The organism is Streptosporangium sp. NPDC000563 (assembly GCF_040299985.1).
Classification (GTDB): Bacteria; Actinomycetota; Actinomycetes; order Streptosporangiales; family Streptosporangiaceae; genus Streptosporangium.
Map to the genome: position 1 here is coordinate 115,660 of NZ_JBEPDA010000013.1, position 15,310 is coordinate 130,969.

Sequence of the window (15,310 nt, forward strand, 5' to 3'; positions counted from 1 at the left end):
ACGGCTTCGCGAGATCCGTGACCCGCGAAGCCCCGGACCTGTGGCGTGTGGGGCGGAGTTCGTGGTTCGTCGGACCGGTCCCGTTTTCAGGCAGGGACCAGGACGAGGCCAGGCCCAGACCTGGCCAGGACAGGACAAGCCAGGGCGGGGCCAGGGGCCCAGGCCGAGCCTGGGCAGGGACAGGCCAGGACAGGGCGGGTCAGGCCGCCATGGACAGCTCGCGCCTGGGGCTCTCCAGCGGGACGGTGACCGCGCGGGAGCGGGGCAGGAACCACGCCGCGGCGGCGATCAGGACGCCGAGCACCACGGCGATGCCGAGGCCCACCCTGAGCGTGACCAGGTCGGAGAGGAAACCGATGATCACGGGGCCGAGCAGCAGCCCCGCGTAGCCCATCGCACCGGTCTGGGCGATGGCGGGTCCGGGATCGCCGGTCGCGCCGCCCGCCAGGGACATCGCCATCGGCGAGACCGTCGCCACGGCCACGCCCACGAACAGCATCGCCGACAGGGCGATCGGCGCCGTGGGGGCCGTGATGACCACGGCGAAGGTCGCGGCGGTGGCCAGACCCGAGGCGACCATCATGCCGCGGGCCCCGAAGCGGATCCGGACCCGGTCGCCGGCGAGACGTCCGGCGAGCATGCCCGCCTCGAAGATCGGATAGCCCAGGGCGGCGAGCGCCTCCGGCGCCCCCAGCACGTTGCGCAGGTACAGGCCGTTCCAGTCGGCGACCGTGCCCTCCACCATGAACGCGCAGAAGGCGATCACGCCGAGGAGGTAGACCACCGGAGGCATCCGGCGCCTCGTCGTGCTCCGGCTCCCGGCCGAACGGCCCGAGGGCGCCGGAGGGTCGGGCAGGTAGGAGCGGCTGAGGAAGACCGTCACGGGGAGCGCGAGCAGCGCGACCAGGGCGAGGTGGGCCGTGATCGAGAGCCCGGCCACGATCGCCACGGTGCCCAGCAGGCCCGCCGAGATCGCCCCCACGCACCAGCCGGCGTGCATGCCGTTCATCAGCGGGCGGTCGTAGGCGCGCTCGACCGCCGACCCCTGCGCGTTCATCGCGACGTCCACCGCGCCGAACGCCATGCCGAACAGGCCGCTCGCGACCAGGACGAGGGGGAACGAGGGCGCCACCGCGAGCAGCGCCAGGGTGATCGCGGTCAGGGGGGCCGCGACCCGCAGGATGCTCCGGCTGCCGAAGCGTGCCATCACCCCGCGCATCGACTGCATGGTGATGAGCGCTCCCAGCCCCCACACGAGGAGGGTGACGCCCACCGACGCCTCGGACAGGCCGAGCTTGTCGGAGAGCGCCGGAATGCGCACGGTCATCGATCCGCACAGCAGCCCGGCGAGCACGAATGTGAGAACCGCCCCGGTTCGGGCCGCCCTCAGGTCGCGGGTCATGACGTAATCCCTTCAATAAATGTTTTGACAAACCGGGGAGCGGGCATGCCGAAGACGGTCGCTTTCGCACGCGAAAGCGACCACCAGTTTTTAGGGGCCTACCTGCTCGGTGAATGATCGGAACAGACGCCCACCGATCGGCGCGTCAGGGCGCCAGGATGATCAGGTGGGCAAGGTGTCCGGGCGGGCGGGGTGCTCAGGCGGGCAGCAGGGCGAGAAGGCGCTGTTTCAGCCCCTCGAAGTGCTCGGCGTCGTAGAGATCGGGGTCGTGGCTCGCCACGTCCCACAGTCCCTCGCAGGCCAGGCGCACGATCTGCGCGGCCCCCGGGTCGGGCTCGCGGTCGAGCCCCTCGCGGTGCCAGCGGGCCATCGCCACCCGCAGCGGCGCCAGAAGATAGAGGTTGCCGGAGGCTCCCGTCACCACGGCCCAGCGTCGCAGCCTGCCGCTCTGCACGGCGGCGAACGTGGCCGCCAGATAGTTCTTGGTGTAGGTGTCGTGTCCCTGAGCCGCGATGAGCTCGTCGAACTCCTCGATCAGCCGCTCGACCATGCCCTTGATCAGGGCTTCCTTCGTGCCGAAGTGATAGAGCAGACCGCCCTTGCTGCATCCGGCGCGCTCGGCGACGGTCGCCAGGGTGAGCGCCTGAGAGCCCTGGTCGCAGAGCAGATCCTCTGCCGCGTCCAACAGCTCTTCCCGTCTCATGGCGGTTACTGTACCGTCTGGACGGTTTAGTAGTCAACTCGGGGATCAGGTCCCGGGCGGGCGCGGATACCCTTGGAAGGTTGACAGCGAGTGGGGGAGGGAATGCGGCCGTGAAGCCCGCCTATCTCGATCATGCGGCGACCACGCCGATGCTTCCCGAGGCGATCGAGGCGATGACAGCCCAGTTCGGCCGGGTCGGCAACGCGTCGTCCCTGCACGCCGCCGGTCGCCGCACCCGCCAGGTCGTCGAGGAGTCGAGGGAGACCATCGCCGCCGCGCTCGGCGCCAGGCCCAGCGAGGTCGTCTTCACGGCGGGCGGCACCGAGGCCGACAACCTCGCGGTGAAGGGCCTGTACTGGGCCCGTCGCGCCGGGGGCGCCGACAGGATCCTGATCAGCGCGGTGGAGCACCACGCCGCCCTGGACCCCGCGCACTGGCTGAGCGACCACCAGGGCGCGACCGTCGAGCTGCTCGACGTCGACGAGGTCGGCCGGGTGCACCCGCAGACCCTCCGCGACGCCATCGAGCGTGACCCGGCGAGCGTCGCCCTGGTCAGCGTGATGTGGGCCAACAACGAGGTCGGCACCATCCAGCCGGTCCACGAGCTCGCCGCGATCGCCCGGGAGCACGGCATCCCCTTCCACACCGACGCGGTCCAGGCCGTCGGCCAGCTTCCCCTGGACTTCGCCGACTCGGGGGTCGACGCGCTGACGATCTCCGGGCACAAGGTCGGCGGCCCGATGGGCGTCGGCGCCCTGCTGCTCGCCAGGGGCGTCGACCCGATGCCGGTGCTGCACGGCGGCGGCCAGGAGCGCGACATCCGCTCCGGCACGCTCGACGCCCCCTCCGTCGCCGGTTTCGCCACGGCGGTGCGGGCCGCGGTGACCAGGCAGGCCGAGACCTCCGCCCGGCTGACCGGGCTCCGCGACGACCTCATCCACCGGGTCCGCCAGGCGGTGCCCGGCGTGATCCTCAACGGCGACCCGGTGAGCCGCCTCCCCGGCAACGCCCACTTCTCCTTCCCCGGCTGCGAGGGCGACGCCCTGCTCATGCTGCTGGACGCCAAGGGAGTGGAGTGCTCGACCGGTTCGGCCTGCTCGGCCGGGGTGGCCCAGCCCTCCCACGTGCTGCTCGCGATGGGCGCCGACGGGGTGCGGGCCCGCGGCTCGCTGCGCTTCTCCCTGGGGCACACCTCGACCGAGGAGGACGTGGACCGGCTCGTCGAGGTCATCGGCCTCGTCGTCGAGCGCGCCCGCCGTGCGGGGATGAGCTGATCCTCGTCGTACAGGTGTCCGTCGTACCGGGCACGTGCCGAATCTCGGGCGGGGCGGTCCGTGTTTCCGGGGCTCCCGGTCTCTCGGCCGGGCGCGAGCCGGTTCACGGCCCAGGGGCCTCCTGATCCGACGGGGGTGGGCGCCCGACGCGGGTAGGCTCAAGGGGTTATGAGTCTTCGTGTGCTTGCCGCCATGTCCGGTGGCGTCGACTCCGCAGTGGCGGCCGCCCGCATCGCCGAGGCGGGCCATGACGTCACCGGTGTCCACCTCGCCCTCTCCGCCAACCCCCAGTCCTATCGGACCGGCGCCCGCGGGTGCTGTACGGTCGAGGACTCGCGAGACGCCCGCAGGGCCGCCGACGTGATCGGCATCCCCTTCTACATCTGGGACATGGCCGAGCGGTTCCACCGGGACGTGGTCGAGGACTTCGTCAGCGAGTACGCCGCCGGACGCACGCCCAACCCGTGCCTGCGCTGCAACGAGAAGATCAAGTTTGAGGCGGTGCTCGACCGGGCTCTCGCGCTGGGCTTCGACGCGGTGGCCACCGGGCACCACGCGCGGATCACGGACGGTGTCCTGAGCCGCAGCCCCGACCAGGGCAAGGACCAGTCGTACGTCCTGGGCGTGCTCACCAGGGAGCAGCTCTCTCACGCGATCTTCCCACTGGGTGACTCCACCAAGGCCCAGGTCCGTGAGGAGGCCGCGCGGCGTGGCCTCATGGTGGCCGACAAGCCCGACAGTCACGACATCTGTTTCATCGCCGACGGCGACACCCGAGGCTTCCTCGCCGACCGCCTCGGCGCGGAGCACGGCCCGATCGTCGACGAGTCCGGCGAGGTCGTGGGTGGCCACGAGGGTGCCTACGGCTTCACGATCGGCCAGCGCAAGGGCCTGCGCATCGACCGCCCGGCCCCCGACGGCCGCCCGCGCTACGTGCTCTCCATCGAGCCGGTCTCCAACACCGTCACCGTCGGACCGCGCTCGTCCCTCCAGGTCACGACCATCGTCGCGGAGCGGCCGGTCTGGAACGGCCCGGTGGACGAGCCGCGCGAGCCACTGGCCTGCACGGTCCAGCTCCGCGCCCACGGCGAGGTGTACGGCTGCCGTGCCCAGCTCTCCGGCGGGGAGGTCCACATCACGCTGGACGACCCGGCCACCGGGGTCGCGGCGGGGCAGGCGGCCGTGCTCTATCTCGGCGACACCGTGATCGGCTCGGCCACCATCGCCTCGGCCTCCTGAGGCTAGGGCAGGGTGACCGACTCGCCGGGCTTGAGGCGGCGCATGTCGGCCTTCTGTTTGTCCGACTCCATCTCCAGCCACATGTCGACCAGCCGGAGCCCGATGTCGTTGATCAGGCCGTCGTGGGTGGAGAAGGCGCGGGCCGGACGGATCCGGCGGAGATACTCGACCATCTCCGACGCCTTCATCCACGGCGCGTTGGTCGGCACCAGGAGCGTCGGCACCTCGACACCGGGAAGGGTGAACGCGTCACCCGCGTAGAAGACCTCCTCGTCCACCAGGAAGCCGACGTTGCGCACGATCGGCAGGTCCGGGTGGTTGGGGGCGTGCCACTCACCGACGACCTTCACCCCGAAACCGGCCGTGTCGAAGGCGTCGCCGTGCCGTACCACCTGGATCTTCGCGGGCACGTCGGTGAGCGTGGCGGCCACGCCCTCGTTCGTCCAGATCTCCAGGGACGGGTTCGCCTCGGCGGCCCGGCGCAGCCGGTCGGCGTCCACGTGGTCGAAGTGCTCGTGGGTGATGAGCACTGCCTGTGCCCCGTCGAGCGCGGACTCCTCGCTGAAGGAGCCCGGGTCGATCACGAGGGCGGAGTCGTCCTTCTCCAGGCGGACACACGCGTGCCCGAATTTCGTGAGTCTCATCCCCTCACTCTATGAGGAGCCGAGATCACGGCCCCTCGGGGAGGGAGGGCGGAACGCGCGCGGGGGGCTGCCGGGAAGGCGGTGCCCCCCGCGCGGTCCGATCAGTTGATCACGGGCGGCGCGGTACCGCGGTCACCACCCCACACGTCCTCGTCCTCGGTGAGCCAGGTGGAGCGTTCGCGGTCCTGGTCTCCCTGGCCCGCCGCGCCGCTCATGGGCATGAACGGCATGCCGCCCATGCCCATGCCGCCACGGCCGTCGAGCCTCGGGCCGCCGACCCCGCCGACGCCGCCGAGACCACCACCGGTCCCGGTGGTGCCGCCGTTGCCGACCCAGGAACTCGGCCCCGCGGGACCGTTCTGGCCGAACACGGTGGGACCCGCGCCCCCTCCACCGCCCCCGGTGTAGGGGGGCAGACCGGTTCCGGGGCCGAGCCCGGTGCCGGGACCGGCTCCCGTGCCGGGACCGAGCCCGGTTCCGGGGCCGGGCACGGTGGGCTCGAAACCGGCCAGCTTGGTGTTGCGCGGATCGTTCGGATCCAGGCCCGCGCGCGGGTCGTTCGGGTTCAAAACCGTCGGGTCGGTGTGTCCGGGCGGAAGGTTGCCGTTGCCCGGCAGGCCCGTGCCGGGAACACCCGGACCGGGAAGCTCCGTGCCGGGAAGGCCCGTGCCGGGAGCACCGGGACCGGGAAGTCCCGTACCCGGATTGCCCGCGCCGGGACCGCCGGGATAGGCCGGGACGGAGGGGTGGGAGACGCCGGGATAGTCGCTCCCGCTCGGATAGCCGCTCCCCGAGCCTCCCGGATAACCGCCCGAGAAACCGGGCAGCCCTCCGACGCCACCCCCGCCGTAGCCGCCGGGTATGCCGCCGCCCCCGGGGTAACCCCCGCCTCCCGGATAGCCTCCCAGGCCGCCGGGGTAGTTCTGGTTGGTGAGCGCGGGGTCGGCCGCGCCGCTCAACTGGGGCAGGTCCTTCTCCACGGTCGCGGGAATGCGGTCGTAGAGGTTGACCAGCTCCTGGTTGAGGGCCATCAGGTCCTCGCGGGCGAAGTCGTTCGTCGACTTGTTGGTGAAGAGATACGTGTCACCGACCTTCCCGACGGCGATGTCGTCTCCCGGAAGGAAGTCGACGCCGTCGAGGAACCCCATCGAGGGCCTGCTGTTGGCGTACTCGATGTACTTGGGAAGGACCTCCCTGCCGTAGTGGGTCAGTGGTGGCCCGAGCTGGCCGCAGCGGGTGGACAGCTCGTTGACCGTCTTGTGGACCAGTTGGAGCGCGTTCTGCGCCTCGATCGAGGCGTCACCGCTCCAGACCTGGGCGAGTTCTCCGGCGATCTGCCGGATGAGGGTGTGGCTGGCGCGCAGTGTGGACGCGGCGGAACTGTAGGCGTGGCCCGCGTCCTCGATGGCCCGCGGGTTGGTGTTCTGCAGCATCACCTTGATCTCTTCGGCGCTGTAGCCGCTGTAGTGGCCACGGCTGCCGATCCCAGGAGGTCCCTCACCGTCGAACTTGATGTGGTGAAGCGCGTGGTCGTTGCCCATCGCCTCAGCCCGCCTTGTTCGTGGTGCTGGCCTGCTCGGCGTCCTGGTAGTTGTAGGCGGCGACGCGCAGCAGCTCGATCGCGGCCCGGTATTTGACGATGGTGTCCTGGTATACCGTGCCGACCTTCATGTGGGCCTTGCCCGCGGTCCTGGCGACGTCCTTGGCGGTGTCCCATGCGCCGAAGTGGGTCTCGGGCAGGTTGGTCATGGCCCGCATGTCCTGCAGGGCGCCCTCGTTCGAGCCCTCAAGGCGGGCGACGTCCTCCTCAAGGGCCTTGAGGAGCTGCTTGATCCGGTCGCGCTTGATCTCGACGGCCGGACGGTCCTTGTCGAGGCCTGGCCAGGGGGGCGCGACTCTGTCTTCGGGAGGTAACATGCCTCTCTCCCCGTTACTGAAGGGGCCGCGGCGACGCCGCGACCCGGTTGGTTCTCCCCGGTGACATGGGCCGCGGCAGCGCCGTGACCCGCCCCGTTCGCGGGGTCAGCGTCCGTCGAACATCGTGACGTTGACCTTCTCGGTGTTCGCGAAGTTCTCCCTGCCGATCTCGATGACGCCACCGAGACGCTGGAGCAGCGCGGCCATCCGGCCGGACGCGGCGTCCCACTGCGCACGGGCGCCGTAGTAGGCCGTGCGGGCGTCGCCCTCCCAGTCGCCGAGCAACCGGTCGAGGTCCCCTTCCAGGTTCTGGAGGGTCCCTTCCAACATCTGCCACTGCCGCGCGAAGTCCGCGGCAGAGCGGTCCATCTGGCCGAAGTCGACAAGAGTGCGGTCAAAGTCGCTAGCCATGGTGATCCCCGTTTCTGAGCTGTCAGCTGTTGATGTCGGCCCCGAGCCGCTGCGAGACGGCGGTCTGGTTCTCCTGGGCCGTCTCGTAGTTCTTCTGGATGTTCTTGAGCTTGATCGACAGGCCCTCGAGCTCGCGCAGGATGTTGGTCATCTCGGTGCTCCAGGCGTTGAACACGCCGTCGAAGGAGACCGCGGACTGGCCGTCCCAGCCGGAGCGCAGCTCGCCCCGGTGGCCGTCGAGCTGGGTCTTGATCTGGTTGATCGTGCCCTTGGCGTCGTCGGTCTTCTGTGACGCCTCACCAAGCCGCGAATGGTACGCGGTGGTCCTCTGAACCACGTGACACCTCCATGGTGTTCGACTGACATGGGTCTTTCGATCATTACAAAGTGGACAACCATCGCATCTCTCACCTATAACGAACAGGTGTACCGTTGGTAACGGGGATCACGGTTGTCCCACGGGCACCGGGACTGCCGCCGCCGTCCGGCTGAGCGCGGGCCCCTGCGGGATCAGATGCACGATGTGCGCGGGCAGCGGCGCGACGTCCGCCGCCGTGTAGCCGAGGCTCGCCAGCGACTCCGTCGCGGTGATCGCGTGCCGCCGCCCCTGGTCGCTGACGAGGAAGACCGAGGTGACCGCGTCCAGCCTGTCGTTCCCCGGCAGCACGCCCACCAGCGACGCGGTGCCCGGCGGGAGCACGACCTGGTCCACCGAGTCCTGGTCGAAGCGGCCCGCCGGCGGTGCGGGAATGCGCATGGTGCTGCCGACGGTGAGCCGCGCCCGCGTCGATCCGCGCTCGGTCTCGGCGTAGACCGCGCACACCGGAGAGGCGGGATCGGGGGCGACGACCCGGGGCATGGTGGCGGGAAGCCCCGCGGGATCGAAGCGGGTGGCCGAGCGCCGCATCCCGTTCGCGGTCGCGGCGTCGATCTCCACGGCGCGCACCGGCGCCCTGCCGTACGCCCTCTTGCTCGCCGGGTCCTGGAGCAGGAGTTCGGCCTGGGCCGGGGTGAGCGCGGCCAGGCCGTCGGGGAGCAGGACGTACCACTTGGCGGTGTCCCCCGACGTGTCCCCCGACGTGGCCCGCACGGTGTAGATCCGGCCCGCGGCGGAGCGCCCCCCTTCGGGGCCGCGCATCACCCTGCCGCGGGCCGCGAGCGCCGGGGCGCTGAAGTCGGGGCCGATGGGCAGCGCGTTGAGCCAGGCCGCGGGGACCTGCCGGGGCTGCTCCTCGGTCAGTGCCCGCAGGCTCTTCTGCGGCACCCGCATCCGCCGGTCCGACCAGAGCAGCCAGGTCTGCGAACCCTCCTGCACGACCATCGCGGTGTCCTGGCCGAGCGGGGTGCCGCCGACCGAGAAGCCGCCGACGAGCGAGGTGTGCGGGGTACGTGTCCCCGCGGTGTCCACGCCCTCGACCACGCAGGCCGACCAGGGGGCGCGGACGAGCCGCTCGCGGGGCGGCAGCGACTCGGGGGCGCCGGGGATGCCGACCAGGAGCCCGCGGGGGAAGCTCGCGAGTGACGCCGTGGTGACCGTGCGGACCTTCACCCCCTGCCCGCCGCCGAGCAGCAGCCTGGCCGAGGTCACGTTGGCGACCGGGATCATCTGCCCCCGCGTCGCGCTGTAGACGAAGGTCGCGCCCGACTCCTCCTCGACGATCACCGTCCCCGGCTCGGTGAGCGCGGTGGCGCCGCCGGGACGCAGCAGCCCGTAGACGCCGAACGCCACCGCCACCAGCACCGCGACCAGGATGCCGCAGAACGTCGCGACGTTCTGCCTGCGCATCGGCGACTCCGGCACGTCGGGCTCGCCCTGGAGCAGGGCCATGCCCAGGCGCTGGGTCATCAGCTTGTGCGCCTGATAGAGATCACGACGGGTCTGCATCCCACCTCCGCCTCGCCGGGTGCGCGGTCGCCGACAGCATAGAAGCGTGATCGACGATCAGTGCAAAGAGCGCGAACGGTGAACGGCGCCGGTATCCGGCGTTCACCGCTGTCGACGAGCTCGCGGTCGGGATGCGCTGTCGCCGGTCAGCCCGACAGGCCCCTGATGGCCGCGTACACGTCCATCACCCCGAGCGCGAGCGGGATCAGGGCGAGGATCAGGCAGAACTCCAGGATGTCCCCGGCGCGGCCCCAGAACGGGGAGGGCCGCCGCTGGGGGAGGAAGAGCGCCATCCCGCCCGCCAGCGCCGTCGCGCACACCAGGCCGACCGTGACCGCCGGAGCCGAGCCGGGCGTGGTGAACGCCACGCCCAGGATGAGTGCGAGCAGGCCGGTCAGCCCCGAGCCGAGCAGCCAGAGACGCTGACCCGTCCCCTGGAAGACACGGGCGCGCATCAGCAGTGCGAGCGAGAGCGTGACCAACGTCGCGGGGGCGGTCCATCCGCTCGCGGTGAGCAGGGCGGGCAGCGTGCCCAGTGCCACCAGGGCGACGCCCGCGGTGAGGCCGGTCGCGAACCGTTCGGCCTCCGTCGCGCGGCGCCGGATGTCCGCGCCGTCGATGTCCTCGGTGTCGGCGCGCAACTCCTCGGCGTTGGCGGGCAGCGCGGGCAGCGGGAGCCGCGCCAGCCGGAAGGACGTCGTCGGGATGAGCGGTGCGCAGGCGAGGGTCACCGCGGCGGCCACCGCGGCCACACCGGCGGCGGGCGCCCCGGTGAACATGACGACCGCCGAACAGATCGTCCCGATGACCGCGGCCAGCCCGACGCCGAAGAAGTTGGGCAGGCCCTCGGCGACGACCCAGCCGGTCACGGTGGCGACCAGCGCGGTCACCGCGAACCCGGCGAGCAGGTTGGGCGCTCCGAAGGCGGCGGAGCCGGCGGGGGGAGCGGGTGCGCAGGCCCCGGCGAGGAAGGCGTGGGGCAGCGCGGTGTAGCCGATGATCGCGCCGGCACGTCCGTCGCCCAGGGCTCTGGAGAGCGCGGCGCCCGCCACGACGGCGAGGATCGCGCACGCTCCGGCGAAGGCGACGACCGGGCCCCAGGGAGGCCCGCTCACCGCGAGCACCACGGCCGCGGCGACCATCGACAGCGCCGCGGTGCCCAGCCCCACGCCCCTGGTGTGCGCGGGCCGCCAGCGCCCGGTCCTTTCCTTGACGCCGGTCGCCACGGTGTCGGCGACGTCGTCGAAGACCGCCTCGGGCAGCTGGGACGAGCGGGGCAGCAGGTAGAGGACCTCGCCGTCCCTGATGCCCAGCTCGTTCAGGCCCGCGCCGGGGGGCATGGGGGCCGCGCCGATCCGCTGGAGTCCCCATCCTCCGACCGGCGCGACCTCCTCGGCGCTCTCGCCGGTGGCGGCGAGCAGGTCGGGCAGCAGATGGGAGAGGGGGAGGTCCGAGGGCACCGCCAGGTCGACCCGGCGGCGCGGGGTGACGACGGTGATGCGGCACAGGGAGATTGCGGTCACCTGGTTCACAGGGCGCATGCTAGCCACCTCCGCGATCATCCGGCACCCGTCGGGGCGAGCCGTACGGTGTTCACCCCGCCGACCACCCGGTCCGCGGGCGGTGGAGTCCTCCCGCGATCATCCGGTCCATGGGCGGTGGAGTCACCCCGGTCATCCGGTCATCCGGTCACGGGTGGTGGAGTCACCTCCGCGATCATCCGGTATCGGTCCCGGGACGTTCTCGAAGACCCCGTCGAACATCGGGGGCGGTTTCGCTACGGTGATCCGGACTGCACGATATTTGCTTAACTCACATCGGGGGCGAAGTGGGCATAGTGGTCGTTCGGCGTCCTGAGCGGCGCCCACCTCCGGCACCACCGCGCGGCGAGATCCTCCTGGAGTCGCCGCCGGAGATCCCGGAGACCACCTCGGCGGGGTTCACGCAGGTGCTCATGTACCTGCCGATGGTGGCGGGCGGCGCCGCGATGGGGCTGATGTTCGCCGGCGGCGGCGGCGGAAACCCGATCATGTACGTGGCGAGCGGCATGTTCGCGCTCTCCATGGTCGGTATGACCGTCGGCCAGATGGGCAGGGCGGGCGGGGAGCGCAAGCTACGGATCAACGGCCAGCGCCGCGACTACTTCCGCTACCTGTCCCAGACCCGCGCCAAGGTGAGGCGCGCGGCCGCCAGGCAGCGTGAGGCGCTCGACTGGAACGGCCCCGCCCCCGACGCCCTCTGGGTGATCGCGCTGAGCGCCCGCCTGTGGGAGCGGCGCCCCTCGGACGCCGACTTCGGCGCCGTCAGGGTGGGCACCGGCTCCCAGCGTCTCGCGATCCAGCTCATACCGCCGGAGTCCAAGCCGGTCGAGGACCTGGACGCCATGTCCGCCGGGGCGCTGCGCCGCTTCGTCCGCGCCCACTCGACGGTGGCCGACCTGCCCATCGCCATCTCCCTGCACTCCTTCGCCAGGGTGAGGCTCACCGGCCCCGAGACGGCCGTCCGCGACATGGTCAGGGCGCTCGTCGGCCAGCTCGCCGTCTTCCACTCGCCGGACGAGCTCAGGATCGCGGTGTGCGCGTCCAGGGAGTGGATGGCCCACTGGGAGTGGGTCAAGTGGCTCCCGCACGCCCTCCACCCGCACGAGACCGACGCGGCGGGGCCCGTCCGCCTCATGACCGAGGACCTGGGCGAGCTCGACCGGCTGCTGGGCGCCGACTTCAAGAACCGGGCACGGTTCAAGCCGGGGATCTCCCCCGACGCGCTCCCGTACCACATCGTGATCATCGACGGCGGGCACGTCCCGCAGGACTCCCCGCTGGGCGCGGACGCGATCGAGGGGGTCACCCTCATCGACCTCGACGGCACCACCACGCCGGCGGGCGAGAAGACGATGCTCAGGCTGCGTGTCACCGAGGACCTGTTCAGCCGGGTCACCACCGACCAGGCGGGCAAGGAGGTCGTCACCCCGCTCGGCAGGCCCGACCGGTTCTCGTACCTGCAGGCGGACGGGCTCGCCAGGCGGCTCGCCCCGTTGCGTGGCTCACCGGCCGGAGCCGGGGGCGGCGACGCGCTCGCCGCCGACACCACGCTGGCCGAGCTGCTGGGACTCGGCGACCCCGCGGGGCTGGACCCGGCGCTGCTCTGGCGTCCCAGGGCGCCGCGCAACCGGCTGCGGGTGCCGATCGGTGTCGGTACCGACGGGCGTCCGGTCGAGCTGGACATCAAGGAGTCCGCGCAGGGCGGCATGGGCCCGCACGGCCTCGTCATCGGCGCCACCGGCTCGGGAAAGAGCGAGCTGCTGCGCACGCTGGTGCTCGGGCTGGCCGTCGCGCACTCGTCGGAGGTCCTGAACTTCGTGCTCGTCGACTTCAAGGGCGGCGCGACCTTCCTGGGCATGGACTCTTTGCCGCACGTCTCGGCCGTCATCACCAACCTCGCCGACGAGCTGCCGCTCGTCGACCGCATGCACGCCGCTCTGCACGGCGAGATGGTACGGCGCCAGGAACTGCTCCGCGCCGCGGGGAACTACGCCTCGTTGCGCGACTACGAGCAGGCCAGGGAGCAGGGGGCCGACCTGAGCCCGATGCCCACGCTCTTCGTGGTGCTGGACGAGTTCAGCGAGCTTCTGTCGGCCAAGCCCGAGTTCATCGAGCTCTTCGTGATGATCGGCCGCCTCGGCAGGTCCCTGGGGGTTCACCTGCTGCTGGCCTCGCAGCGGCTGGAGGAGGGCAGGCTGCGCGGCCTGGACACCCATCTGTCGTACCGGATCGGCCTGCGGACCTTCTCGGCGATGGAGAGCAGGGTGGTTCTCGGCGTGACCGACGCCTACGAACTGCCCTCGGCGCCGGGCAACGCCTTCCTGAAGTTCGACACCACGGGGATGGTCCGCTTCAAGGCCGCGTACGTCTCCGGCCCCTACACCCCCGAGCGGCGGGTCGTGCGGCGCGAGCGCGCCGAGGGGCGGCAGATCGTCCCCTACGGTCCCGCCTACATCGCGCCTCCCCGCCAGGCCGAGCCGGAGGAGGAGCCCGAGAGCGTCGTCGCGGGGCGCGACACGCTGCTCGACGTCGTGGTCCGCAGGCTGGGCGGGCAGGGTCCGCCCGCGCACCGGATCTGGCTGCCGCCGCTGGCCGAGCCGCCCTCGCTGGAGAAGCTCCTGCCGCCTTTGTCCGTCACCCCGCAGCACGGGCTGACGACCGCGCACTGGCAGGGGCGCGGGGGGCTGCACGCGCTGCTCGGCGTCGTCGACCGCCCCTTCGAGCAGCGGCGCGACCCGTACTGGCTCGACCTGTCGGGCGCCGCCGGGCATCTGGCCGTGGCCGGGGGGCCGCAGAGCGGCAAGAGCACCGTGCTTCGTACGCTGATCGCCGGTCTCGCCCTCACCCACACCCCCGCCGAGGTGCAGTTCTACTGCCTGGACTTCGGCGGCGGCGCCCTCGCCTCGCTGGAGGGCCTGCCGCACGTCGGCGGGGTGGCCAACCGGATGGACAGCGACCGGGTCCGCCGTACCGTCGCCGAGGTCACCGCGCTGCTCGCGCGGCGGGAGCGGGAGTTCGCCGAGCTGGGCGTCGACTCGATCGCCGCCTACCGGCGCCAGATCGCCGCCGGGGCCGTGGATCCCGGCGGTTTCGGGGACGTGTTCCTCGTGGTCGACGGCTGGCTCACGGTCCGCCAGGAGTTCGAGTCGCTGGAGCCCACGATCACCGAGCTGGCCGCCCGCGGTCTCGGCTACGGCATCCACGTGGTCGCCGCGACCAACAAGTGGTCGGAGTTCCGGCCCTCCATCCGCGACCTGTTCGGTTCCCGGGTGGAGCTGAGGCTGGGTGACGCCTACGAGTCGGAGGTGAACCGCAGGACCGCGATGGCCGTTCCCGAGGGCGTGCCGGGGCGCGGCCTCACCCGCGAGGGCCTGCACTTCCTGAGCGCGCTGCCCCGCGTCGACGGCGGCGACCGGAGCGACGACCTGCCCGCCGCCACCCGGGCGATGGTCGAGTCCGTCGCCGCCGCCTGGCAGGGCCCGTCCGCTCCCAGGGTGCGGCTGCTGCCCGCCGTCCTGGCGCCCGAGAGCCTGCCGGGCCCCGAGGAGACCGGTGCGCGCATCCCGCTGGGCATCGACGAGAGCACCCTCTCGCCGGTGCTCGCCGACTTCGACGCCGATCCGCACCTGGTCGTGATCGGCGACAACGAGAGCGGCAAGTCCAACCTGCTGCGCCTGGTGGCGGAGGGGGTCGTGGCCCGCCACGAGCCCTCGAAGGCCCGCCTCGTCGTGATCGACTACCGCCGCTCGCTGCTGGACGCCGCCTACACCGAGCACCGCATCGGGTACGCGGCCTCCTCGACGGCCGCCACCGAGTTCATCGGCGAGCTCAGGGATTCGCTGGTCAAGCGGCTCCCCCCGGCGAACCTCTCGCCGGAGGAACTGCGCTCGCGCGGCTGGTGGAAGGGGGCGGACATCTACATCGTGGTCGACGACTACGACGTGGTGGCCTCGGGCGCGAACCCGCTCGGCGGGCTGCTAGACCTGCTGCCCCAGGCCCGCGACATCGGCCTGCACCTGGTGCTGGCCCGCGCGATGGGCGGCGCGGGACGCGCCATGTTCGACCCGGTGCTCCAACGGCTCAAGGACATGGCGACCCCGGCCGTGATGATGTCGGGCCACAAGGACGAGGGGGTGCTGTTCGGGGTGCGGCCCCACGCGCTGCCGCCGGGACGCGCCTATCTGTCCGACCGGAGGAACGGCGTGCGCCTCATCCAGACCGCGTTCGTCTCCCAGCCCGATACCGACAAGTGAACGGGAAGAAACAAAGGAGAACGCTACCCGTAACATCTCGC

General features: G+C 71.7%; 12 protein-coding genes. 3 read left to right on the forward strand and 9 right to left on the reverse strand.

The features are described 5' to 3' along the window. Nucleotides 1-199: 199 nt before the first annotated feature. Both ABT352_RS26215 and ABT352_RS26220 read right to left on the reverse strand, forming a co-directional pair. A complete protein-coding gene (locus tag ABT352_RS26215) occupies nucleotides 200-1,402 on the reverse strand; it encodes an MFS transporter (protein WP_350947582.1) in 1,203 nt (400 codons plus the stop codon). Between the two features lie 196 nt (nucleotides 1,403-1,598). Next, a complete protein-coding gene (locus tag ABT352_RS26220) occupies nucleotides 1,599-2,105 on the reverse strand; it encodes a TetR/AcrR family transcriptional regulator (RefSeq protein WP_350947583.1) in 507 nt (168 codons plus the stop codon). Between the two features lie 110 nt (nucleotides 2,106-2,215). Here ABT352_RS26220 and ABT352_RS26225 point away from each other — a divergent pair, with 110 nt between their 5' ends. Further along, complete coding sequence (locus ABT352_RS26225) at nucleotides 2,216-3,379, forward strand: cysteine desulfurase family protein (protein ID WP_350947584.1); 1,164 nt, start codon at nucleotides 2,216-2,218, stop codon at nucleotides 3,377-3,379. 168 nt (nucleotides 3,380-3,547) lie between these two features. Continuing rightward, nucleotides 3,548-4,618, forward strand: coding sequence for a tRNA 2-thiouridine(34) synthase MnmA (gene mnmA / locus ABT352_RS26230; protein WP_350947585.1), 1,071 nt, complete (start codon nucleotides 3,548-3,550; stop codon nucleotides 4,616-4,618). 2 nt (nucleotides 4,619-4,620) lie between these two features. Here the strand turns inward: mnmA and ABT352_RS26235 are convergent, their stop codons facing one another. The 7 genes from ABT352_RS26235 to eccD all read right to left on the reverse strand — a co-directional run bounded on the left by ABT352_RS26235 (nucleotide 4,621) and on the right by eccD (nucleotide 11,016). Next, a complete protein-coding gene (locus ABT352_RS26235) occupies nucleotides 4,621-5,262 on the reverse strand; it encodes an MBL fold metallo-hydrolase (RefSeq protein WP_350947586.1) in 642 nt (213 codons plus the stop codon). Nucleotides 5,263-5,363: 101 nt separating this feature from the next. After that, entirely contained in the window at nucleotides 5,364-6,803 is a 1,440-nt protein-coding gene (locus ABT352_RS26240; RefSeq protein ID WP_350947587.1) for a WXG100 family type VII secretion target, read from the reverse strand. Nucleotides 6,804-6,807: 4 nt separating this feature from the next. Next, complete coding sequence (locus ABT352_RS26245; protein WP_350947588.1) at nucleotides 6,808-7,179, reverse strand: hypothetical protein; 372 nt, start codon at nucleotides 7,177-7,179, stop codon at nucleotides 6,808-6,810. Nucleotides 7,180-7,284: 105 nt separating this feature from the next. Then, the gene (locus ABT352_RS26250; protein WP_350947589.1) at nucleotides 7,285-7,590 is read right to left on the reverse strand and encodes a WXG100 family type VII secretion target; all 306 of its coding nucleotides are present in this window, start codon (nucleotides 7,588-7,590) and stop codon (nucleotides 7,285-7,287) included. 22 nt (nucleotides 7,591-7,612) lie between these two features. Beyond that, the gene (locus ABT352_RS26255; RefSeq protein ID WP_350947590.1) at nucleotides 7,613-7,927 is read right to left on the reverse strand and encodes a WXG100 family type VII secretion target; all 315 of its coding nucleotides are present in this window, start codon (nucleotides 7,925-7,927) and stop codon (nucleotides 7,613-7,615) included. Nucleotides 7,928-8,035: 108 nt separating this feature from the next. Next, on the reverse strand, nucleotides 8,036-9,475 hold the full coding sequence (gene eccB / locus ABT352_RS26260; RefSeq protein WP_350947591.1) for a type VII secretion protein EccB: 1,440 nt from the start codon (nucleotides 9,473-9,475) through the stop codon (nucleotides 8,036-8,038). A 146-nt stretch (nucleotides 9,476-9,621) separates the two neighbouring features. Next, nucleotides 9,622-11,016, reverse strand: a complete 1,395-nt coding sequence (eccD, locus tag ABT352_RS26265) for a type VII secretion integral membrane protein EccD (RefSeq protein ID WP_350947592.1) — start codon at nucleotides 11,014-11,016, stop codon at nucleotides 9,622-9,624. A gap of 287 nt (nucleotides 11,017-11,303) precedes the next feature. Here eccD and eccCa point away from each other — a divergent pair, with 287 nt between their 5' ends. Continuing rightward, nucleotides 11,304-15,269, forward strand: a complete 3,966-nt coding sequence (eccCa, locus tag ABT352_RS26270) for a type VII secretion protein EccCa (protein ID WP_350947593.1) — start codon at nucleotides 11,304-11,306, stop codon at nucleotides 15,267-15,269. Nucleotides 15,270-15,310: the final 41 nt, after the last annotated feature.